Below are 23464 nucleotides of genomic sequence, written 5' to 3'. Positions count from 1 at the left end.
AATATAGTGAAAGTTATGCATTTTCCTCTAACTTAATAAAATCTAAGTAAATATCTAAAAACTTATCTGGTTCTTCTATATGTGGTGCATGTCCTGATTCATCAAAGATGTACTTTTTAATATTTTCAAAGTAACTATCAATACGAAAATGTGTTTTATCCATGATTAATGGATCATGTTTACCATTAACTAAAAGTGTTGGCACAGTTACTTTATGATGAACGTCCTTAATCATATCAACATGATTTAATAATGCCCTAACAGCAATTGCACTATCTTCAGGTGTCGGTCTACTATATAACTTCTGACGTTGATACCACTTCATAGTATTGTCTTGTTGTTTAAATAATTTAGGAAATAAAATAATCATTGCCTCTGCTTTATTAAAACCAGCAATTTCTTCTTGATTATCAACCATGAGTTTTGTGAATCCGTGAGTGATATCTTCCCTCTTAGCAGAGATTATTGTTAGTGAAATTGTTCTGTACTGATATGTTTCAGTGAACTCTCTTCCAATTATGCCCCCCATGTCATGTCCTAGAATATGTGCTGAACTCACATTTAATGCATCCATTAAATGACTTAAGTCCTCAACATGATCTTTTAAATCATAAGATTCTGATCGTGAGGATTTACCATGTCCTCTCACATCATAAGTTATCACTCTATGTGTTTGCTTGAGTTCATTTTTCAAATCCTGAAAGCCTGCTGAGTTACCGTCTAATCCATGAATTAAAATAATGGGGATGCCTTCTCCTTCATCACTATAAGCAAGTTCAATTTGATTGCAAGTTTGAATTTTATTCATACTGGCACCTCCCTTTAATAATTGTTATACCCAATTCGAATCATCGTTACGCCTTTAATTCAATGAACGAAGAATTAAATTATGATTCAATTAAATTAATTATTTAAAACAGAATCACTCTTATTCTTCAGTTTTTTAACGTGCATTCAACTTATTCTGACGAATTTTAAAACATAAAAAAAGCCTTACATATAGTTAACTTAAACAACTATATATAAGACTTCATCGAATTTAAGATTAAGGAAAATCTACGATCTCGTTCTCGCTGATAGTTTAATTGTATAAAAAATAATGAGTACCACTAATAATATCCAAATTGCTAACGAGAAAAATTGTGCAATTTCAGGATTTGTAATCATAGCATCTATCGTCTTCTGACAAAATAATAAACCAATTCCTGAAAATTCTAAGCGCTTAAAGAATATACCAATTAGACCCAAAATGATTCCAACAAAGAATACAAATTGATGTCCATAAATATTGATTGGTATAATCGCCCAATTAAAATGAAAACCTTGCATAATGACAAGAATTAAAGCGATGATAGCAATCACAATGCCTACCCACATCTCATATTTATTACTATATAGATAATTTTTCCTAGCTATCCTAGTATAGAGAATAATCGTGATAGGGAAAATCACAATACAATAAAATAAACTTATTCCAGTAATCGCTTGGAACTGTACATACTGTTTATCATATAAATAAGAAATAAGTATAAAATTAATGATAAAAAAGATGACGGGATTGAGTTGTAAAGCAAATAGATTACGTTGAATCGTTAATATAATTTGTGCTGGGGATTTACCTCTATATTCAATATAATCTTGATCTTTTTCTTCTGATTTTTTGATATCTGATCTGAATTTTTCTTTAATATCATCTATTAGATTTGGTGACATGCCTTTATGGCTAAAATAATCATTAATGTTTTCAAGCAATACTTTATCATTAGTACGCATGCATGATTAACTCCTTCTACATACAATCTTGATGCTAATACGAATTAAGCAATAAATTAAACTATTAATTTTCAGTTTAAAATTTTACCATACTCTACGCAATATTTCTCAAACCCCATATTAAACTTTAACTATCTTTAAATCAATGGACATAGTAAAAGGAGCAAAAGTGAAACGTCAATTTTAAAAATTTCATTTCATCTTTTTGCTCCCTATTCATATCTAATATAAAGTTATTCATACTTTAGAAATTAATTTCAAAAATTTTATATCGCCATTATTCTCTTATTTAGATAAATCAATGCGATAAAGTTTTACATTTTTATCTTTAGGTGAATTTGAACTAAATTGATAACTAGCTTTACCATTTTGGATGTAACCAAAGTTACCAGTTACTCTATTATAATGTACGCGACTTACCGCTTTGTTACCAAATTCATTTTTTACAGATTTATAAGATGGACCGTTAGCTTGATTGTAAGTCATAGACACACGAGTTACATGACCTCTATCTTTTTTACCATCTGCAGTTACAAGTAAGACACCTTTATGTGTTCTAAACTCATAATAATGTTCTGTTCCTTGTTGATTATATGAATAAATTGGATGACTATATTTATTTAATACGCTTTTAATTGAATCGCCGATTTTAACATTTTCTAATGATTGATCACCTTGAGTAATTTGTTGAACTGTTTGCATTGAGTTTCCAGATGCTGCTTCAGCGTGATGACCAGCGCTTACTCCTGTTAAAACTAATCCAGAAACAAGTAATGATGTCATTAGCTTTTTCATAAGCACTCTCTCCTTTATTTCAATATCTCTATTTTGTGCTTAACTTGATTATACTACATATATTACTAAAATAACAATAATATTACAAAAACATTACAAATAAATATTTTTACGCTTACTTTATTTCTATAAAATGAAAAAATTGAACTAATGTTAGTTATATTTACCAACTTTTAGTTCAATTTAATCGTCTTTATGTGATTTTTATTCTTTTTTATGGGAAAAATGATCTTTAATAAATGGAGTAATTTCAGTGATGAATTGTTCTTGTTCTTCAACAAATGGATATAAACTTGATTGAGCGTACACATTGAACTGACTGTGTTCAATTAAGTCAGCGACTTCTTTCGCTTCTAAAGTTGTTGTTCTTTCGCCATATTCTCCTGCAATAATTAACGTAGGAGCATGGACTTGTTTAAATACCTCTGAGATTTCTACAGTTTTAAATACATCTTCAACAGCTTGCGTTTCTTCTTTCGTAGATACTGAATTAGTATCTTCAACATGCTTTAAGAATTTATTCATTTTACGCGGTTTATAATATTTACGTTTATTTAAAAACTTGTCTTGCTTTTCATCATCCCAGTTTCTAATCGTGTGTGCATACTTTCTGAATAATCGTTCTTCGGGTAGCTCTCCTTCAATAGATGTCGGATTAACTAATATTATTGAAGATACATAGTCTTCATATCTTACAGAGATATCTGAAGCTACTATTGCTCCCATTTCGTGACCAACAAACGCTGCATGATCAATATAAATATAATCTAAGAGTGCTATCACATCATCAGCAAATTCATGAAACTCAATATTTCTTGGCTTATCAGAATAACCATGACCTCTTAAATCAATAAGCACAACTTGAAAAGATTTCGCTAACGCCTTAGCCACATCATTAAATACTGAATAATTATCATAAGCTGTATGAATCAGTACAACAGGAAAGCCTTCACCCATTGTATTATAATGAATTGTCGTTCCATCTTTACTAGTAAATAAATCCATTGCCATTGCGTTCTTCTCCTTCTGGTTCAAAATTTTCAGGTAGAATAGTTAACAATTCTTCTATCGTAGTAATTGTAAAATCTACTTCTTCTTCAAGTGGTTCTAATTCCGCATCCTCTTGTTTATACCATACACTTACCATACCCATTGCTCGAGCGGGCGCAACATCGTTAAGTGCGTCGTCTCCAACATACATAATTTCACTGGGTTCTACATCGAGTTGTTCTATCATATCCTCAAATATTTTTGGATGAGGTTTGCGATATCCAACAGTTTCTGAGGTCGTTAGGTAATTAATAACATGCATAATACCTAGAGAATGTAATCTAAATTGCTTAATTTTGGATTTCCCGTTAGCGATAACGCCAATCTTATAATCATGGCTCGATAACTTTTCCAAGGTATATAACGTATCATAATAAGGAAAGACATAACGGTAAAAATGCATCTCAAAGTCATGAAACAAATCTTTCCAAGTTAATCGATCAATATGAAATTGTTTAATAATTTGTTTATACAATTCAGGTTTATCATTATCTTCATCATCATCAAGCTCGATAAATTTATTCTTAAAATCGGCTAATTGAACATGAACGAAATAATCATGAAAACGTTCAAATTGCTCTTCAATAAATTTCTCACGTGATTTAACTCTATCTAACAAAGTTCCTTCTAAATCAAAGACTATTGCTTTAATATGACTCAAATCCATTTTAAGTTACCTCTTAACTTTTTAATAGTTTCTATTTTAGCAAATGAATTCACTTATCGTAATACCTTAGTTTGTGTAAAAAGAATATAAAATAAAACTGGAACGCCTAATAATGCCATAATAATACTTGCAGGTATTTGAACTGGTTGTATCATCGTTCCGCCTATAAAATCTGCCACGACCATCACTGTGCTACCGACAATAAGATTAAGTACCATCTGCGTTCCTAGCTCATATTGCCAATAAAAACGTCTTAGTAATTGAGGTACGATCATACCTATAAAGCCTATAATCCCTACATATGCAACTACTACTGCAGTTATCATAGATGACACTGCCAACACAATGAACATAACATTTTGAACATTAAGACCTAAAGATTGGCTTTTTAACTCACCGACTTGCAGTAGTTTAATGCCATTTTTCATTGAAAATAAAATGACCATAGCAACTATCATTGTTAAAGCAATGATAATGACATCGTGGTACTCTGCCGAAGCAAAACCACCGAACAAGTAATTAGCTATTGAATTCATTTTCCGTGGATTAATTAAAACTAACATATACAGAAGTGCATTGAATAAGGCACCAATCATTAAACCTAATATGATGAGCACACGTATAGGATAACCACGTGACAATATCACTGTTAGGCCAAGTACGAGTACAAGTGTAATCAAACTGAATGCTATAGAGAAAAAAGGCACCCATAGAAAACTTAACCCGAGAAATAGTGCCAGTCCGGAGCCTAAAGAAGCACCACTTGCTAAGCCTAGTGTAAAACTATCAGCTAATGGATTATTCAAAATGGTTTGAAACATATGCCCAGCTATAGTGAGTGTCGCACCAGTAAGCATAGCTTCAAGAACTCTAGGAAGTCTTACCTTTAATAAAATAGTTTGATTAAATGCATCATTAAGGCTTCCTAAGTCCCACCATAAACTGACTAAAACACTAATTAATAGAATGATTAACCATATGACTATACTTCGAATTCTTTTCATCATAATCTCTTTTCTCATTTTTCTTTATACATATAGTAACAAAATCATATTAAAAAAGTCAGTGTCTGAAAGACCACTGACTTTTTGAGCTATTATTTTTTATAAATGACATCCCTTAATTCTTTTAGGCCTTCATCAATTCGAGGACCTGGTCGAGAAATCTCGTCTCCATTAACTGATTCAATTCGTGTATTTTTAACAGCATTAATCTTATCGAAGCCACCACGTTTTTTAATCATTTTAATATAATCAGATTTTGATTTACCTTCAGTAGAAATTAATATATCTGGATTATGCTTAATGATGCTCTCTTTACTGACTGATTTCCAACCATTTATATCTGAGAAGCTATTCTTCGCGTCTAGTTGATTTAACATATCATCGAAGAATGTGCCTTTACCTGCTGTATAAATATCTGGTTTAGATGAAACTTCCATAAATATACTTTGCTTTTTATGATGTTTAGGAACAGAATTAACTACTTTATCAACGTTCTTTTTCGTTTCATCTACTAAATCTTGAGCTTGATGCTCACGTCCTGTAATTTTACCGATAGTTTTAAAGGTGTCATATGTTTCATTAATTGATTGGGCGTCTTTAACATAAACAACTTTAACCCCATCTTTTTTAAGTGAGTTTAATACTTTTCCTGAAGAACTTTTTTGGGACTCATGTGCTAAAATCAGATCTGGTTTAGCTTTGAGTAATTTTTCTTTATTCAAATTCATCGCATCAAATTGTTTTTTACCTTTTTTAACATCTTTAGGGTAATCATCAACCGTTGATACACCAACAATGTTATTCCCTAAACCAAGTCGATATAAGATTTCAGTATTACTTGGCATTAGAGAAACAATTCTATGGTATTTTACTTTATTATTCCCTTTTTTCGATGTTGAATTGCTATCTGATGATTGATTTGAGCCTTGACTACATGCTGCTAATGATAAAGCAAGCACGAGAATAACCATCCATAGTTTATTTCTCATTTATTGAGCATTCCCTTCTTATTCAGTAATATACATTCTTCGCTTCGTTATAATCATATCAAAATCGACAAAAATTTCATTAGAATTTTGAAATTTTAAATGATTATTTTTATTTGAATAATGTTTTAATTAAACATTTTCAAAAAAATAGTATCTTCGCCTTTTTAACGAAGATACTCAATTTCATATTATTCATAAATAGGTTTAGGATTCGGTCCATATTTATTGGAACCATCTTCACTATCAGCTACACAATATGCTAAAGCTACAAGTGCAGCGATGATGGAGATGATATAGTAAGTGATGAATAAACCACTTAAAATCATCACAAATACGTGATTATGATCTAGATGTGTATGGTTTATAACAGGTTCTATCACATTTTTTAAATAAGGTAGTAAGGTCAAAATTAAATAAAACACTGGGAATTTCTTAGTCATTCCGATATCATGAAATCTTCTTACAGATAATGAAAATGTTCCAATACATAGAATGAGTGAAATGACTTGATAAATAATTGATGAAATAATATGACCGTGAACCATAGAATTTTCTAAAAATTTTGTGCCATTTAAGACTATAACTTCAATAATAGCATTGATGAAAAAGGGCCACCAAAAATCACGTCTTCGAGAGCGACCTTCTAGTTTAAAATAATTTTGCCAAAATAGCTTATACGCTTTAATCATAATTAACCTCCATTAATTAAGACTTTTAACTAATTATTGTTCTTTTGGATTCGGGCCGTATTTGTTTGTACCTTTTTGGCTATCTTTGACGCAATACACCAGGCTCATAATACTAATTACTATTACTAATAAAGTAAACAGTATCGCGATAATACCTAATATAATATTTAAAACTTGATTATGTATTTCAAAAGATGAGTTTGCAGTACCATTGTCATACATTAACTCAACATAGTATCCATATAAACTAATAACAAAGAAAACACATGGTATGATCATTGTTTTACCTATGTCATGGAAGCGTCTAATTGAAACTGTGAAGGTACCAATAAGGATAACTACATTGATGATAGTTGCGACTATATTATAAACAACATCACTATATGGAATTATGCGTGTAACCCCAAAAATCATAAGGCCTAGAATACTCGAAAGTATTATGTTAATTAACATCGGCCAGCAAAAATCGCGTCTTCTACTGCGACCTTTTAGTTTAAAGAAATTCAGCCAGAATAACTTATAGGCCTCGATCATCGTATCACCTCTAAAATATTTATAACTTTAGTTACTACAAAAATCATTATATAATTAATTAATCAAAATTAAAAATCAATATAAATTATAATATCTCCTATTCTATAGTTTTTAACTATAAAAAACGCCCTACTTTCTAAGTGGGCGTTAATCGTTACTCAGTAATAATAAAGATTAATATTTTTGAAAGAAACAATTAGTACGTTATATATTCATTTATGGCATTTGCAATATATCGATTTAGTCCTTTATAACGGTTTTTATTAATATTTTTAGCAAATCGTTCATCATCAACATATGTTGTTGCAATATAGGACATAAATTGTTTATCGCAGTTAGGAACTTGTAGCTTCAATATGTCTTCTAGTTTTTTTATTCTAGTGCTTGCCTCCTTAATCGAGACATCTTTAGAAATAAATCACTCATCTCATCGAAAAATGTATTTAATTCAACATTAATCTTTTTATAGTTCTCTTTTTTCTCAGAATCATTCATATCTTGTTGTTGTTCCTCATAAGATTGATAGTACTTAGTATCACCATACTTCAAAACCGCTTCATTTTCATATTGTTGATATAAATCAAATTCTTTCATATTCGTCACCTCAATTTCTTCATTGCTCTCTTGTTTAAAATGGTAGTCAAGATGTTCAATGATTACATTCAACTTATCTCTTTTCTTAATTACATCATCGTAATTCTTACGCAACACTTCGTTTTTAGTATTTATATCACTTTTAAAATAATCATTAATTTCTTTTAATGTTAAATCAAGCTCCCTTAAAAATAAGATATATTGCAGTTTAGAAATATCTTCTACACTATAAAGACGATAACCATTGTCTTCAATATGATGAGGGATTAATAATTCTATATCGTGATAATAATGAAGTGTACGTAAACTCACTCCTGTAATGTCACAAAGATCTTTAGGACTAAAATACGCTTTCATATCTTCACCTCCTAAGCTGAAGTATGAGGTATGACGTTACGTAAAAGTCAATGTTTAATTTTCAAAAAATGAATCTAAAAATGTATAACGATGTTCTCCTTTACCGTTAAAATAATTTTTACCAAAATTATCGAGCAAAGCATGGAATTCATTCGCATCTTGGTTAGTGAAATTAGAAGGTAATTGAATGGTCTTCTTAAACTTATCGTAGGTTTCAGTCTGAGTATAGCCTAACTTAGCATATATACGGCGAGTATAACTGTCTGGAATAAATTCTATCCCTTTAAAAATATATACAATTAAAACATCTGCCGTTTCACTTCCAATACCACGAATATTTAATAATTCCTTTCTTAAATTATCACCATAGTATTGTGCGATATCTTTGTAATTAAAGTCATGTTGATTTAACCAATTCATTAAAGCGTGAATCGCTTTACCTTTATTTTTATAGAAACCGCTCGAACGAATCGTTTGTTGCAAATCTTCGAGTGACATATTTAATATCTTTTTACCATTGAATTGCGTCTCTTCTTTGAGACGTGTTAATGCCATATCTGCATTTTTCCAATTAGTATTTTGAACAAGTATAGCCCCTAGCATCATCTCAATAGGACTTTGAGCTGGCCACCAATGTTGTGCACCCATATTTTTATATAGAATTCGATACAGTTCCATTGTAGATAGCATGTTTACACTCCAATTCTTTATAAAATTAATACCCTCACAAATATAGATTTATGAGGGCATAAGACTGTTTATTTAATTAAATATGTTTTGAATTACATAGACTCAGGTGCTGTAACGCCAACAAGTGTTAAAGCATTGTGTAATGTAATTCTTACTGCTTCAATCATAGCTACTAATGCTTTAGTCTTTTCAATATCATCAGTTAAAACTTTCTCGGCGTTATAGAATTTATGGAAAGCTGCAGCTAAATCTTGAATATAATTTGTTAAACGATGAGGCGCACGATGTTCTGCTGCGCTCTCAATTGTTGTTTCGAATTCAGCAACTTTCTTTAATAAGTCTATTGCTTTTTCATTAGTAATTGTATCGAAATTAGCATTTGTTGTGATATCAACACCTTGCTCTTTCGCTTGTCTTAGTATTGAACAAATACGTGCATGAGCATACTGAGCATAATAAATTGGGTTATCTTGTGATTGCTCCTTGGCAAGTTCAAGATCAAAATCAAAATGAGAGTCAGGACTACGCATTGTTAAGAAGTAACGCGCTGCATCAATGCCTACTTCATCCATAATTTCACGTAAAGTAATCGCATTGCCTGTACGTTTACTCATTTTCACTTCTTCACCATTTTGCATTAAACGCACCATTTGCATAATTTGAATTTCAAGACGATCACTATCTACACCAAATGTTTCAAGACTTGCTTTAAGACGATTTATATAACCGTGATGGTCAGCACCCATTAAATCAATTAAGATATCATTTCCACGAGTAATTTTGTTGTAATGGTATGCTGTATCAGGTGTAAAGTAAGTGTAGTTACCATCCTTTTTAATTAATACACGGTCTTTATCATCTTTAAAATCACTTGTACGTAACCATGTTGCACCATCAGCTTCATATGTGTAACCTAATTCTTTCATTTTAGCTAATGTGTTATCGATTGCACCATTTTCATATAAAGACGTTTCACTGAACCAGTTATCAAAATGTACATTAAAATCAGCTAAGTCTCTCTTTAACTTATCCATTTCATAATCTACACCTAATTGTCTAAATGTTTTTAGGCGTTCTTCATCTGAATAATCCTTGATTTCTGGATGCTTATTAGCCAAATCTTTACCAATTTCAATAATGTCTTTACCATTATATCCATCTTCTGGCATTTCATGGCTTGTATCACCTAGAGCTTCAAAATAACGTGTCTCTATTGAACGAGCTAAATTAGTAATTTGATTCCCTGCATCGTTAATATAGTATTCACGAGTGACATTGTACCCTGCGGCGATTAGAATATTGGCTAATGAATCACCTACAGCAGCATTTCTAGCATGACCAATGTGTAAATCACCAGTTGGATTTGCAGACACATATTCTAATAAAATGTTTGTATTTTTAGATTGATCTGCATAGCCAAATTGATCGCCTTTATTAATCGCTTCTGGAATAATTTGAGTAAGATATTGATTATCTAAATAAAAGTTAATAAAACCTGGGCCTGCAATATCAATTTCTTTAACGTGTGCTTTACTTGTATCAAGATTATCTACAATCGCTTGTGCTATTTCACGTGGATTACGTTTAGCAATTTTAGTTAATACCATCGCAATATTAGATGAGTAATCACCATTTTTAGTATCTTTAGGTATTTCAATTTTTATTTCGGGAATATCTTCAGCTAATCCCGCTTTTTTGATACTAGCTTCAATTTCTTCAATTAATGTCTGTTTCACTTGATCGATAATATTCATTCGCTTATCTCCTTATAATTTAGTTCGTATTGATAAGAACCCATCTTTTCTTCATTTTGATATAGTTCATAGTGAATTTTCAATTTCCCACCATTTGGCGTTACAAAGTGTAAAATACTCAGTGTTTTCACTGTTAAAGGTATCCGTCCTGCGGGTATATCATATAAAGTTGTCGTTTCTTCCCCTTCAACGAAATGTAGATTCATATTGATATCGCCTTTACGAATCAACTTAACTCCGCTATCTTCAATTTTTATTGTAACATTGACTTTTGCTTCTTCAATTTCTTCTGTATACCGGATAAATTCTGCTCGTCGTTTCTGCCAAGCACCTTTTGTAGTAAACTCAAATTTTTGTTTTTCATCATTCTGTTTCAAAACCTGTTTAGTTTGAATATTTATGTTTTTATCCAATTTACTACTCACCTTAATCTTTACAATAATACATGTAATTATAGCATAAAAACACTATCGCTTGTAGTACGCTCCTACTTTCTACGTATCGACTTATTTTGTCTAAAAATTAAAAAATCGTCTCCATATCTTATCGATATGAACACGATTTTACATAGGTTATCATTAGAATTACTTGTTGAATTCAACATCAACGATATCCATGATATATTTATCTCGAATAGAACAATACTTTTTGAAATATACGATGCCGAATACAATTGTTGCAATGATGAATACATATTTTTTCATCTAACTACCTCATATTTCATAATTTTTGATGTACATCATCCTTTATTATATCATCTTCTTTTAAAATTGGTCACAACTATTGAATAAATATATAGTTTCTCATATTTTACTCACCAGGAATAAATACATTTGCTTCACTATCATTTGGATAATAATAACCATTCGGAATGGATTGTAACTCAATTAAAGCGTTAAACGGTGCCTTAACATAAACACTCTTACTTCCTTCAGAATCCTCGTAAGTTGAATTACCATGTGTTTCAGATAATGGTTCTGCACCAGCACGTTTAACATTTTCTAATACGTCCTCAATATGATCGACCATTAATGAAATATGATTAAAGCCTAAATCTTCTAGTTTGAGTGGTTCTTTTTGATTATTACTTTCTATTTCAAACATTTCTATATTAGCTCCCTCACCAATCACTATCATTCTTTGACGAACGATTTTTGCTCCTTTTGAAAGACCTAACATGCGTTCAACTTCTTCTCCTTCACGAGGTTGGTCATTATATGAAAGAGCATCATACGCTATTTTAGCGTCAAACGCCTCTTTTAAGAACGTTGTTGCCTCCTCAATATCTAATACTGTTAAACCAATATGATTAATTCCCTTAATATGATTCATTGAACTTCTCCCTTTCATTATTTTAAAGATGTTTACCCTAAATTTTAGATTTAAATATTTCACATCACTAATTTTGAATAAAGCTATTTATTTTCATAAATTAAAATATTCTAAAAATTGTGCTACAATTTACATATAATAATTGCATTGCAACACTTTATTAAGAGTTTACATTTAATAGTAATTTATAATATTTAAATAAACGGAGGGAATGTTAGTGAAGACAGATGTGCTCTACGGCAAGTCTGAAATTAGTGTCAATGTACCTGATGATAGCACTATTATAGAACCTCAAAATATTGACGCTATTGAAGATTATAAAACAGCCATTAAAGACGTTTTAAGACATCCAACCAACTCAAAACCTCTTAAAGAAATGGTTAAAAGTGATGACATCGTATCTATAGTAATTAGTGATATCACTCGCCCGACACCAAACCATATTCTTGTACCTTTACTAATTGAGGAATTGAACCATGTGCCACTTGAAAATTTCGTAATTATTAATGGTACAGGAACACATCGTGACCAAACGCGCGATGAGCTTATTCAAATGTTAGGTGAAGATATTGTGGATACAGTTAAAATTGTCCATAACCACTGTACTGAAGCAGATAGTCTTATCAAAGTTGGGGAGAGTAAATATGGTTGTGATGCATATCTCAATAAAGACTATGTTGAGTCAGATTTCAAAATCGTCACTGGTTTCATTGAACCTCATTTCTTTGCAGGATTTTCAGGCGGTCCAAAAGGTATTATGCCAGGTATCGCTGGATTAGAAACTATTCAAACTTTCCATAATGCAAAGATGATTGGCGACCCTCGTTCTACATGGGGAAATTTAGAAGATAACCCTGTTCAGGATATGGCTAGAGAAGTGAACCGTATGTGTAAGCCAGACTTCATGTTAAATGTGGCTTTAAACAAAAGTAAGGAAATTACGGCTGCATTCGCTGGAGAAGTTTTTGAAGCACATAAAGAAGGATGTGCTTATGTTAAAGAACACGCGATGTTTAAATGCCATCAACGTTTTGATGTCGTCATCGCTTCTAATTCAGGTTATCCTTTAGATCAAAACTTGTATCAGACTGTTAAAGGTATGAGTGCTGCTAGTAAAATCGTCAAAGAAGACGGAAATATTATTATGGTCTCCGAATGTGCAGATGGCTTTCCAGATCATGGTAAATTTGCTGAAATCTTTAAAATGGCTGACACCCCTCAGGGAATTCTAGAGCTTATCCATGATCCTAATTTTAAAGAGATGGATCAATGGCAAGTTCAAAAACAAGCGAGCATTCAGACCTTTGCCAATGTTTATGTCTACTCAGAATTAACAGATCAACAATTGAAAGATTCAATGTTGAATCCAACTTCAAATATTGAACAAACGCTTCATGAGTTAGAAGAACAATATGGACGTAAATTATCAATTGGTGTCATGCCACAAGGACCACTAACCATTCCATATGTTGAAAATGAAGAATAATTTGGGAGGATGATGAGAATGACTGAATTATTAAATAAAGAAATGAAATTAAATCACTTACTTAAAGAAATGCAAAGTGTTGTCATTGCATATTCAGGTGGTGTAGATAGCAGTTTAGTACTTAAAAAAGCGATTGATGTTTTAGGTGTTAAAAATGTTAAACCTGTGGTTGTAAAATCAGAACTTTTCAGAAACGAAGAATTTAACCAAGCGATTGAATTAGGTCGAAGCCTAGGTGTAGAAGTATTAGAGACTGAAATGGCTGAACTTGAGGACGATAATATCGTTAAGAATACACCCGAAAGCTGGTATTTCAGTAAACGACTTCTTTATGGAAAACTTAATGAAATCAAAGAGGAATTCAACTTTAATTATATCTTAGATGGCATGATTATGGACGATCTCAAGGATTTCCGTCCAGGCTTAAAAGCTAGAGATGAATTTGGAGTACGTAGTGTACTTCAAGAAGCACATCTCTATAAATCAGAAATTAGAGAATTAAGTAAACAACATGATTTACCTGTATGGAATAAACCGGCTCTATGTAGTTTAGCTTCACGAATCCCTTATGGTGAAACGTTAAGCTTTGCTAAAGTAAACAAAGTCAACGAAGCAGAGAAATACATTCTACAATTAGGAATCAATCATGTCCGTGTACGCTACCACCATAATATCGCTCGTATCGAAGTGGTTGAAGATGATTTAGCTACTGTAATAAAAAATAGAGACAATATCACTTTACGCTTAAAAGAACTTGGTTTCGACTATGTCACTGTAGATTTAGAAGGATACAGAACAGGCAGTATGAACGAAGTCATTGATACAAAAGCAACTAATTTAGTACAAGGAAGTTAACACATGAGTAAAGATCCAAACTTTATAGTTGACTTACTTGAAGGTGTAAAATCAAATCAAATTTCTATAGATGAAGCTAAAGCCCAACTCAGTCACTATGACGAATTGGGCTTTGCTAAAATTGATTTACATCGAGCAAAGCGACAAGGCTTTCCCGAAGTCATCTTCGGTGAAGGTAAAACTAAAGAACAAATTAATCAAATTATTGAAAGCCTTACTCATCACGACAATGTGATTTTAGTGACGCGTATTGATGAAACAAAGGCAAAGTTTGTACTCGAACATCACCCCTATCTTCAATATCACTCAGTAGCTAATATTGTGAGTACTCCGATAGAAGAAATTAAAAAATCACAAAATTATATTTCTATCCTTTGTGCTGGAACCTCGGACTTAGCAGTAGCCGAAGAAGCTGCTTTAACTGCGGAAGTAATGGGAATTCAAGTTAAACGCTTCTATGACGTTGGTGTGTCTGGCATTCATCGACTATTTAATCACATCCATGTGATACGCCAAGGTAAGGTATCCGTGGTCATTGCTGGAATGGAAGGAGCCTTGGCAAGTGTTGTAGGAGGACTTGTCGATCATCCCATCTATGCCGTCCCTACCAGCGTTGGCTATGGTGCAAATTTAGACGGCGTCACTACACTACTTTCCATGATTAACGCATGTGCACCTGGTACCAGTGTACTCAATATTGATAATGGCTTTGGTGGAGGATATAACGCTGGAATGATAGTGAAGATGATAGAAAATAACTAGAATGGAGCATCAATATGGCAAATGCAATTTACTTAGATTGTCATGCAGGCATAGCCGGTGACATGCTATTGTCAGCTTTAGTCGATTTAGGGGCTGACCCACATAAAATTGAAAGCGAACTTAAAACGTTACCATTAGATAATTTTGAACTTCATTTTCAGAAGAAGGTAAAACAAGGCATACATGCAATGACCTTAAACATTGATTTCGATGAACCACACCATCACCGTCACGCGTCAGATATCTTTAAAATGATTGATGACAGCGCACTTTCACCACGTGTTAAAGCTCGAAGTAAAAGTATATTTGAAGTGATTGGTCACGCAGAAGCTAAAATTCATGGTATGTCATTTAAAAACGTCCACTTTCATGAAGTGGGGGCAATGGACTCTATTATCGATATTATTGGTGGATGTATTGCTTTAGAATTATTAAATATTGACGAATTATATTGCTCGCCTATTCCTACAGGTAATGGCAAAATCAATATCGCCCATGGTATCTACCCCGTACCAGCACCTGCCACTGCTGAGATACTTAAAGACGTTCCATTAGCTAAATTTGATGTTCAAAGTGAGTTAACGACGCCAACTGGTGCGGCCTTTGCGAAAAGTTTAGTATCATCATTTGGCCCATTCCCATCTGCTACGATGAAAGAAATTGGGTATGGCGCAGGGAGTAAAGACTTTGACTTCCCTAATGTGTTAAGAGTTATTCAATTTGAAACTCAATCAAAAAAGCAAGATGACGTCCAAGTTATCGAATGCCAAATTGATGATATGTCACCTGAATCATTAGGACACTTCATGGATATAGCACTCGAACATGGTGCACTAGATATTTACTACACTCCAATATTTATGAAAAAAGGACGTCCAAGTACGCAATTAACCTTAATCTGTAAAACTGAGAACGCAGCTAAATTTGAAACTTTAATCTTACAAGAAACATCTTCTCTCGGAGTTCGTAGTTACGCAGTTCGTAGAAATATACTAGATCGAGAATTTAGAGACATTGATACCGACTACGGGAATATTTCTGTGAAATTCGCTTTGCAAGAGGGTGAAATTTTAAAAATGAAACCCGAATATGAAGATGTAAAACAAGTTGCTAAAAGATTTGAAAGACCATTTCATGTCATTCATAATGAAATTATAGAAGCTTTGTATCACACATATCAAATTGGTGAAGAATTAAAATAATTACTTTATAGAGGAGATAAGTGATGAATAGAGATGATTTAAAATCTACAATAGAAAAGCTTTATACTGATATTTTAATCAATCTTGATGTTAATAAAATTGATACGTACTTTGCCCCTTCTTATGTTCAAACCACAGATCATCAAACGTCTGATATTAATGAGTTCACAGATCATCTTAAGAAACTGAAAGAAGTTGTGGCTCGTCTTTCTATTGAAGAATTTAAAACCATGCTCATAGATGAGTCTCAAAACACGATTTTTTTACGCTATGATGTTCATGTAGAAAAGAAAAATGGAGATAAAGGTAAAGTAGAAGTTTATGCAGAATTTGTCTTTAATGAAGATGGTAAAGTCATCACATGCAAAGAATTAACATTGCCTTATAATGAAGAACTTAACGGAATTGGCAGTGTGAAATAATACTATAAGAGCCTTTAAATGAATTTAGCAAACATTCATTTAAAGGCTTAGATTTTATTCGGATATATTTATTACAAAATGAATATATTTTTAATAGTTATTCAAATGCTTGATATAATTCGTCGCTAGAATTATTCCACATGTCTTCGTTATGATCTTTTAAGAATTTTTTTAAGATTTTCTTATTTTCATCACCAATTTGATCGATAATAAATTGATGTTTCATAGATTTATCCATCATATTTACATGTTCAGGCATACTCTTATAGCCACGACGGATACTTCTATTCACTAATAAGTAACAAGCTGTGACACCTGCATAGTACGGTCCTTGTTCACTACGTTCTGTAGTCACCCAACACAACCAATATTCTTTAGCTTCGTCGCCTTCAACTTGCTCTTTATCATTAATCCATTTAACACCTTTTTCAACTTTTGCACGTGCATGCATCCCGCCAATATCAATAAAAGCTTCTTTATTTTCAACATCTATAAAAACAGGTGCAATATTATCTAAACTAATTGACCCGATATTCGTTCCTTTATGTCCATCTAGTGGGTCATTTTTTATAATATTAAAATTAAAACCTTTTTTCTCAGCCAAGTTAGATACCTCCCATTCTGAAAATCATTGATTCAATGATGATATTTTCAATCTTATCTAATAGGTACAATGAGTGTAAAGCTCTAATTAAGTTCATTCAATAAATTAATAATAGCACCTTTAATTTCAAGATTATCTATATTTAGAATCAGTTCCTTAGGATAATATAATTTATGGTCTTCACGATTAATACCAGTAATACTATTAATTACCATAGATTGATGACTTATTTCTGTAATAGAACCATTACTTCTTAATAAATGGATCGGTTTACGATTAGATCCAGGGCGATCGTAATCATAAGGTAAATCTGAGAAAGCTTCACTTACAAAGTAATAGTCAGGGTTGATACCACCTGCTTCAAATAATTCTTGTAATTCTGAAATAGTAATTATTGAACCATCAAACGGGATATATTTGAATAAATCTCTATTTATAAAACGACGTGACAAGTCACTGAGTATAGGATCATCTTCATTAATCCATTTTTTCAAGTAATATAGTACAACCGCTTCATCTAACTCAACATACTGTTCAATTGTCATTGTCCCTTCGAAGAATGGTACAAAGTCATGGGGATACATTCTAAATTCATAGCCTTCACTATAAAGTTGCTTCGCGCGTTGTAAACAATTATTTAGTAAAACTTCTCCCCCACGACTTACAGGGTGAAAATAGATTTGCCAATACATTTGGTAACGACTCATAATAAAATTCTCAACCGCGTGCATACCACTCTCTTTAATCAATACTTCATCTTTTGAAGGACGCATTAATCTTAAAATACGTTCCATATCAAACGAACCATAAGTCACACCTGTGAAATACGCATCACGTTGTAAGTAGTCCATACGATCAGCATCAATTTGAGAAGATATCATTGATATAATTAGTTTATTATCATGTGTTTTATTAATAACATCTGCAACTTCTTGTGGGAATGTTTCAGAAACGCGACTAAGCACTTCATTGACTTCCGTGTCTTCAGTGATTATAGCTTGAGTAAATGCTTCATGATCAGTATTAAATATCTTTTCAAAACTATGAGAGAAAGGGCCATGGCCTAAATCATGTAGCAACGCTGCGCACAGTGCAAGTGGACGGTCTGTATTATCCCAGGCCTCTCTACCTATAAAAGACTCGTCAATCATTCGACGAACGATTTCATATACACCTAATGAATGCCCAAAGCGACTATGTTCTGCAGTATGAAACGATAAATATAAGGTACCAAGTTGTTTGATACGTCTTAAACGTTGAAATTCTTTAGTTTTAATTAAATCCCAAATCAACTGATCTTTAACATGTATGTATCGATGAATAGGATCTTTAAATACCTTTTCTTCAGTTAGTTTACTTGTTGCATATGATGATAGTGCCATACTTCCCCTCCTTAGGAACACTAGAATGACGTTCATAGTGCTTTTTTGTTTGAGTATTACCCCGGAAATAATTTAACTCCATTAATAAACTAGTTTTGATGCATATCGTTTATGATATTAAAAGGTCTTTTTCATTAGAGCTAAGTCCATCGTCTCTCCATACATTTCAGGTTGATAAGAACGAACGATTTCAAAGCCATTTTCCTTATAATAATCAATACCATGGTTATTCTTATTATCTACTTCTAAATAAACGGTATCATATCTATCTTTAAATTGATTTAAACCTTCTTTAAGTAAACTTGTACCATAACCTTTATGTTGAGATTGTGGTCTCACATAATGTGCAGCGAGATATAATTCCTCGCCATAAATGAAATTTGCAAAACCTATAATCTCATCATCTTCTTCCGCCACTAAAAAGAGTTGTTCTTTTAATCTCTTCTTCAAATGAGTTTCATTATATGAAGCAGCCAACAATTCATTGACTGTAGAAGCTGCATAAATATTTAAATATGTATTATACCAAGCTTTAGTAGCAACATCTCTAATAGCTACTACATCATTCTCAGTTGCTTGTCTCACTCTATACATGTTACTTTCTCCCCTAACTATTACAAGCTATTAATAAAGGCATTATATCACATTTATGTTAACTTAATTCAATTTAAACATTTAAAAACCCTATATAAAAATTATTTTGAAACTATTAAAATCCAAACTGGAAAATTAATAAAATTTCGATAAATAGAATTAAACGAAACTACTAACTCACAAAAAATAAAAAACAACGAAAGATAACATTAAAATTTAAAATGTTTCTTCCGTTGAATTGTCATAATCTTATTTACCTAGTTCTTCATTCCATTCTCGTGCACGATCTAAAGCATATATATCTTTTTTAATATCTCCAGGCTTTTCAGCAGTTCCAATAATATAACCTTTCAACTCTCCGCCCAAAAACTCTACACTATATTTCATCTGAGTAATACATGGTTTAGCTTTGACTTTAGGACAATCGCCACCTACTAAAATTAATCGAAAATCCTTTATAGCCATCTTAGATTTGAAATCATGATAATCTTTGTCTTCCATAGTCTCAGACCAATGATCTATAAATGCCTTCAAAGAAGCCGAAATACTATACCAATATACTGGCGACGCAAATATCACTGTATCACTCTCTAATACTAAATCAATAAGTTGTTTATAATCGTCTTCATACGATTCAATATAGTAATCTTCATGTCTCACATCACGAACAGGATTAAATTGATATTGAGTGACATCCACCCAAGTGTAATCTAAACCATCTAAAGTATATCGGGTTAATTCTGCCGTATTCCCTTCAGGACGGCTCCCACCAAACAACACCGTAATCATTATTCATTTCCTCCAACTTTATACTGTGCATTTTTATGTATAGATATTATTTAACATACCCAAAATTTCTCAAATTATTTTGTCTAAACTTTAAAATTTATAATTACATTAAAAAAGCGATACTCAACGTCATATGTTGGTATCGCTCTTAAACTTCCCAATTATTAATTTTCAATCGGGAATAATTGATCAATTTTATTAATTTCATCTTGAGTTAATTCAATATTTGCAGCATCAATATTTTCTACAACTTGTTCAGCGCGTTTAGCACCTGGAATTACAACGTCTAATGATGGACGTGTTAAGTAGAATGCTAGTACGACATTAGCAATTGATGTGTTGTGCGCTTCCGCTATATCCGTTAATTCCTTAACACGGCGTACATTATCATTGAACACTTCAGGTTGGAAATCACGACGTGTTGCACGATGATCGTCAAATGTTTGGTCTTCATCATATTTACCTGCTAAAATTCCAGAAGCTAATGGGAAGTATGGTACAAATGTAATATTATTTTCCGCTGCATATGCCATTACTTCTTCATTTTCACGATGTAATAAATTATATTCTAATTGTACGACATCGACATATCCATCTTTATTTGCTTCTTTCAATTGTTCTAATGAGAAGTTAGACACACCTATTGCTTTTATTTTACCTTCATCTTTTAATTCTTTTAACGCTGCAACAGCTTTATCTTTTGGCGTCTCTTCATCAGGAAAATGAATATAATATAAATCAATATAATCTACTTGGAGACGTTTTAAACTATTCTCAACTTGTTGCTTTAGATATTCTGGGTCATTATTTTGTACCACTTCATCATTATCTTTAATAACATGTGACCCTTTAGTTGCGATTTGTACTTGTTCACGTGGATATTCTTGTACAACTTGTCCAACGAGTTCTTCAGAACGTTCAGGTCCATAAATATAAGCTGTATCTAATAAAGTGATACCATTATCAATTGCTTTACGTACAACGTCTTTACCTTGTTCTTCATCTAAATTCGGATATAAATTATGTCCACCTACTGCATTAGTTCCAAGTGCAATTGGGAAGACTTTAACATCTGATTTACCTAATTGTACTTTATTAGCCATTGAAGTCATCTCCTTCATTACTATTACTGTTTTTTTATTTCATTTTCAAAAAATGAACTTACAAATTACATTTACCCTTCTTATAGTATATAAAATCACGAAAAATTTTTGACGAAGTCATAAAGATTGACTATTGATACTTATTGCAGTTAAATGTAACTAAAGAAGTTACATTTAAGGTGGGTAGATATGAATTTAGAATTCAACATTGCGGTACATGTGTTAAGCTTTCTTACTAAGCACAAAAACGAAAAATTTAATAGTAAGGAATTGGCGGAATTAACTTGTCTTAATCCCGTTCAGTTAAGACGTGTCGTGGCTAACTTAAGCGACCAGCAACTTATCACTACAGTACGTGGTAAAGATGGCGGATACAAAGCTAATCAATATACCTCTACAGTGAATTTAGCTGAGTTATATCAACAATTCGTTCTCACTAAAGATAATAATCAACGCGTTTACACTGGAGACCGCAACAGTCACTGTGACATTTCTAAACATATTGCACAGATAATGGCTCGATATCGTGATGAAGAAATTCAACTCATTTTAAATTTCTATCGTAACAAAACAATTCAAGATGTCTTAAACGACATTTTGCAGGAGGTAAACCAAATATGACATCTTATGACCTTATCATCATTGGATTTGGTAAAGCAGGTAAAACTTTAGCATCTTTCGCAGCCGGACAAGGACAGCACGTCGCACTTATAGAACAATCATCTAAAATGTATGGCGGTACATGTATAAATATTGGATGTATTCCTTCTAAAACATTAGTGCATGACGGTATCGAAGGAGCATCTTTCGATGAAGCATTTTCAAGAAAAAATGAAGTAGTGAATGCATTAAATAAAAAGAATTATAACAATTTAGCATCAAAAGACAATATAGATATATTAGATTATAAAGCGTCTTTTGTTTCTAATAATGAAATTGCGTTATTGGATCATGCAGGTAATGTAAAAGATAAAATCACAGGGAACAAAATCGTCATTAATACTGGAGCTCAAGCAAATATACCAAAAATTGAGGGTATAAAAACTACTAAAAATATATATGATTCAACTGGATTATTAAATATTAATTTCCAACCTAAAGACTTAGTCATTGTGGGTGGTGGATATATTGCACTCGAATTTGCTTCAATGTTTAGTAATTTAGGAACACATGTGACCATATTAGAACATGGTGATGTGATAATGCCTCGTGAGGACCGAGAGGTGGCTGACCTAGCACTTCAAGATTTGCAAGACAAAGGGATTTCAGTTCATACAAACGTTGAAACAACTGCATTTTCTAATGAAGGCGACTCAACAATCGTTCATACCAATCATGGTAAATTCAAAGCTGATGCAGTGTTACTAGCAACTGGACGTAAACCTAACATCGATGGACTAGGTCTAGAGAATACTGACGTAAAAATCGGTCAACGTGGTGAAATACAGGTGAATTCCCAACTTCAAACTTCAGTTAAACATATCTATGCAGCTGGGGATGTTAAAGGTGGCTTACAATTCACTTACATTTCTCTTGATGACTTTAGAATTCTTCGTTCCCAACTCTTTGGAGATGGATCGCGAACAACTGAGAATAGAGGCAACATTCCTTATACAGTATTTATCGATCCACCTCTATCAAGAGTTGGTCTCACTGCTGCTGAAGCAGAAGCACAAGGTTTTAATTTCCTGGAAAATAAAATCTACGTAAATACAATACCTCGACATAAAATTAATAACGATTCAAGAGGTATTTTCAAAGTTGTACTAAATAAAGATAATGGCGAAATATTAGGTGCAAGTTTATATGGAAAAGAATCAGAAGAATTGATTAATCTCATCAAATTAGCGATAGATCAGCACATCCCATACACAGTACTAAGTGAAAATATCTATACACACCCAACTATGGCCGAATCATTCAACGATTTGTTTTTAGAACCACTTTGATTTTTAATCATTAGTGGTTCTTATACAGTAGATCCCTATCTACTGTGTTCCTATTAACACTTTGATTTTTAATCATTAGTGGTTCTTA

General features: G+C 32.3%; 25 protein-coding genes and 1 pseudogene. 7 read left to right on the top strand and 19 right to left on the bottom strand.

What is annotated here, in order from left to right; translation table 11 throughout:
• Positions 1-13: 13 nt before the first annotated feature.
• The 14 genes and pseudogenes from HMPREF2642_RS06080 to HMPREF2642_RS06015 all read right to left on the bottom strand — a co-directional run bounded on the left by HMPREF2642_RS06080 (position 14) and on the right by HMPREF2642_RS06015 (position 12228).
• The gene (locus tag HMPREF2642_RS06080) at positions 14-808 is read right to left on the bottom strand and encodes an alpha/beta fold hydrolase (RefSeq protein ID WP_002452550.1); all 795 of its coding nucleotides are present in this window, start codon (positions 806-808) and stop codon (positions 14-16) included.
• Between the two features lie 248 nt (positions 809-1056).
• Positions 1057-1773 carry a cation diffusion facilitator family transporter gene (locus HMPREF2642_RS06075; RefSeq protein WP_002433107.1) on the bottom strand — a complete coding sequence of 239 codons (717 nt, stop codon included), beginning with the start codon at positions 1771-1773 and terminating at the stop codon, positions 1057-1059.
• 285 nt (positions 1774-2058) lie between these two features.
• A complete protein-coding gene (locus HMPREF2642_RS06070; protein ID WP_002433432.1) occupies positions 2059-2568 on the bottom strand; it encodes an SA0570 family protein in 510 nt (169 codons plus the stop codon).
• Between the two features lie 204 nt (positions 2569-2772).
• Complete coding sequence (locus HMPREF2642_RS06065; RefSeq protein ID WP_002433355.1) at positions 2773-3579, bottom strand: alpha/beta fold hydrolase; 807 nt, start codon at positions 3577-3579, stop codon at positions 2773-2775.
• Positions 3557-4285 carry an HAD family hydrolase gene (locus HMPREF2642_RS06060; RefSeq protein ID WP_002433179.1) on the bottom strand — a complete coding sequence of 243 codons (729 nt, stop codon included), beginning with the start codon at positions 4283-4285 and terminating at the stop codon, positions 3557-3559. Before HMPREF2642_RS06060 ends, HMPREF2642_RS06065 begins: the two co-directional genes overlap by 23 nt.
• Before the next feature lie 53 nt (positions 4286-4338).
• Complete coding sequence (locus tag HMPREF2642_RS06055; RefSeq protein ID WP_002452545.1) at positions 4339-5289, bottom strand: FecCD family ABC transporter permease; 951 nt, start codon at positions 5287-5289, stop codon at positions 4339-4341.
• Positions 5290-5381: 92 nt separating this feature from the next.
• Positions 5382-6278 carry an ABC transporter substrate-binding protein gene (locus HMPREF2642_RS06050; RefSeq protein WP_030063479.1) on the bottom strand — a complete coding sequence of 299 codons (897 nt, stop codon included), beginning with the start codon at positions 6276-6278 and terminating at the stop codon, positions 5382-5384.
• Positions 6279-6466: 188 nt separating this feature from the next.
• On the bottom strand, positions 6467-6967 hold the full coding sequence (locus HMPREF2642_RS06045; protein WP_030063481.1) for a DUF805 domain-containing protein: 501 nt from the start codon (positions 6965-6967) through the stop codon (positions 6467-6469).
• Between the two features lie 33 nt (positions 6968-7000).
• A complete protein-coding gene (locus HMPREF2642_RS06040; protein WP_030063483.1) occupies positions 7001-7501 on the bottom strand; it encodes a DUF805 domain-containing protein in 501 nt (166 codons plus the stop codon).
• Between the two features lie 196 nt (positions 7502-7697).
• Positions 7698-8452 (bottom strand): annotated as a pseudogene (locus HMPREF2642_RS06035) (MerR family transcriptional regulator).
• Between the two features lie 54 nt (positions 8453-8506).
• Positions 8507-9142 (bottom strand): endonuclease III domain-containing protein, encoded by a 636-nt coding sequence (locus HMPREF2642_RS06030; protein ID WP_030063488.1) that lies wholly within the window; start codon positions 9140-9142, stop codon positions 8507-8509.
• A gap of 92 nt (positions 9143-9234) precedes the next feature.
• On the bottom strand, positions 9235-10896 hold the full coding sequence (gene argS / locus HMPREF2642_RS06025; RefSeq protein WP_030063490.1) for an arginine--tRNA ligase: 1662 nt from the start codon (positions 10894-10896) through the stop codon (positions 9235-9237).
• Positions 10893-11309: a YwiB family protein gene (locus HMPREF2642_RS06020; protein WP_002433342.1), complete on the bottom strand. Its 417-nt coding sequence runs from the start codon at positions 11307-11309 to the stop codon at positions 10893-10895. Before HMPREF2642_RS06020 ends, argS begins: the two co-directional genes overlap by 4 nt.
• Before the next feature lie 397 nt (positions 11310-11706).
• Complete coding sequence (locus HMPREF2642_RS06015; RefSeq protein WP_030063493.1) at positions 11707-12228, bottom strand: VOC family protein; 522 nt, start codon at positions 12226-12228, stop codon at positions 11707-11709.
• Positions 12229-12445: 217 nt separating this feature from the next.
• Between HMPREF2642_RS06015 and larA the strand changes: the two genes are divergently transcribed.
• Genes larA through HMPREF2642_RS05990 form a run of 5 tightly spaced genes read left to right on the top strand, consistent with a single transcriptional unit; the run spans position 12446 to position 16955 of the window.
• The gene (gene larA / locus HMPREF2642_RS06010; protein ID WP_030063495.1) at positions 12446-13714 is read left to right on the top strand and encodes a nickel-dependent lactate racemase; all 1269 of its coding nucleotides are present in this window, start codon (positions 12446-12448) and stop codon (positions 13712-13714) included.
• 18 nt (positions 13715-13732) lie between these two features.
• Positions 13733-14569, top strand: a complete 837-nt coding sequence (larE, locus tag HMPREF2642_RS06005) for an ATP-dependent sacrificial sulfur transferase LarE (RefSeq protein WP_023350735.1) — start codon at positions 13733-13735, stop codon at positions 14567-14569.
• A gap of 3 nt (positions 14570-14572) precedes the next feature.
• Complete coding sequence (gene larB, locus HMPREF2642_RS06000) at positions 14573-15331, top strand: nickel pincer cofactor biosynthesis protein LarB (protein ID WP_030063498.1); 759 nt, start codon at positions 14573-14575, stop codon at positions 15329-15331.
• Between the two features lie 14 nt (positions 15332-15345).
• Entirely contained in the window at positions 15346-16533 is a 1188-nt protein-coding gene (gene larC / locus HMPREF2642_RS05995; protein ID WP_030063500.1) for a nickel pincer cofactor biosynthesis protein LarC, read from the top strand.
• 23 nt (positions 16534-16556) lie between these two features.
• Complete coding sequence (locus HMPREF2642_RS05990) at positions 16557-16955, top strand: nuclear transport factor 2 family protein (protein WP_002433151.1); 399 nt, start codon at positions 16557-16559, stop codon at positions 16953-16955.
• A gap of 97 nt (positions 16956-17052) precedes the next feature.
• Here the strand turns inward: HMPREF2642_RS05990 and HMPREF2642_RS05985 are convergent, their stop codons facing one another.
• The 5 genes from HMPREF2642_RS05985 to HMPREF2642_RS05965 form a co-directional block, all read right to left on the bottom strand.
• The gene (locus HMPREF2642_RS05985; protein ID WP_023350739.1) at positions 17053-17559 is read right to left on the bottom strand and encodes a YwhD family protein; all 507 of its coding nucleotides are present in this window, start codon (positions 17557-17559) and stop codon (positions 17053-17055) included.
• Positions 17560-17642: 83 nt separating this feature from the next.
• Positions 17643-18941, bottom strand: a complete 1299-nt coding sequence (locus tag HMPREF2642_RS05980; RefSeq protein ID WP_002452531.1) for an HD domain-containing protein — start codon at positions 18939-18941, stop codon at positions 17643-17645.
• Positions 18942-19058: 117 nt separating this feature from the next.
• Entirely contained in the window at positions 19059-19535 is a 477-nt protein-coding gene (locus HMPREF2642_RS05975; protein WP_002433199.1) for a GNAT family N-acetyltransferase, read from the bottom strand.
• Between the two features lie 249 nt (positions 19536-19784).
• The gene (locus HMPREF2642_RS05970) at positions 19785-20324 is read right to left on the bottom strand and encodes a flavodoxin family protein (protein WP_030063502.1); all 540 of its coding nucleotides are present in this window, start codon (positions 20322-20324) and stop codon (positions 19785-19787) included.
• 164 nt (positions 20325-20488) lie between these two features.
• The gene (locus tag HMPREF2642_RS05965) at positions 20489-21427 is read right to left on the bottom strand and encodes an aldo/keto reductase (RefSeq protein ID WP_030063504.1); all 939 of its coding nucleotides are present in this window, start codon (positions 21425-21427) and stop codon (positions 20489-20491) included.
• 189 nt (positions 21428-21616) lie between these two features.
• On the opposite strand from HMPREF2642_RS05965, the gene hypR reads away from it, so the two are divergent.
• Together hypR and merA are read left to right on the top strand one after the other, a co-directional pair.
• Positions 21617-22048, top strand: a complete 432-nt coding sequence (gene hypR, locus HMPREF2642_RS05960; RefSeq protein ID WP_030063506.1) for a redox-sensitive transcriptional regulator HypR — start codon at positions 21617-21619, stop codon at positions 22046-22048.
• Positions 22045-23376 (top strand): hypothiocyanous acid reductase MerA, encoded by a 1332-nt coding sequence (gene merA / locus HMPREF2642_RS05955; protein WP_030063508.1) that lies wholly within the window; start codon positions 22045-22047, stop codon positions 23374-23376. Before hypR ends, merA begins: the two co-directional genes overlap by 4 nt.
• Positions 23377-23464 lie beyond the last annotated feature (88 nt).

The sequence above is a fragment of the Staphylococcus sp. HMSC055A09 genome, assembly GCF_001809655.1.
Classification (GTDB): domain Bacteria; phylum Bacillota; class Bacilli; order Staphylococcales; family Staphylococcaceae; genus Staphylococcus; species Staphylococcus capitis.
This window is presented reverse-complemented; position numbering and strand designations above follow the sequence as displayed.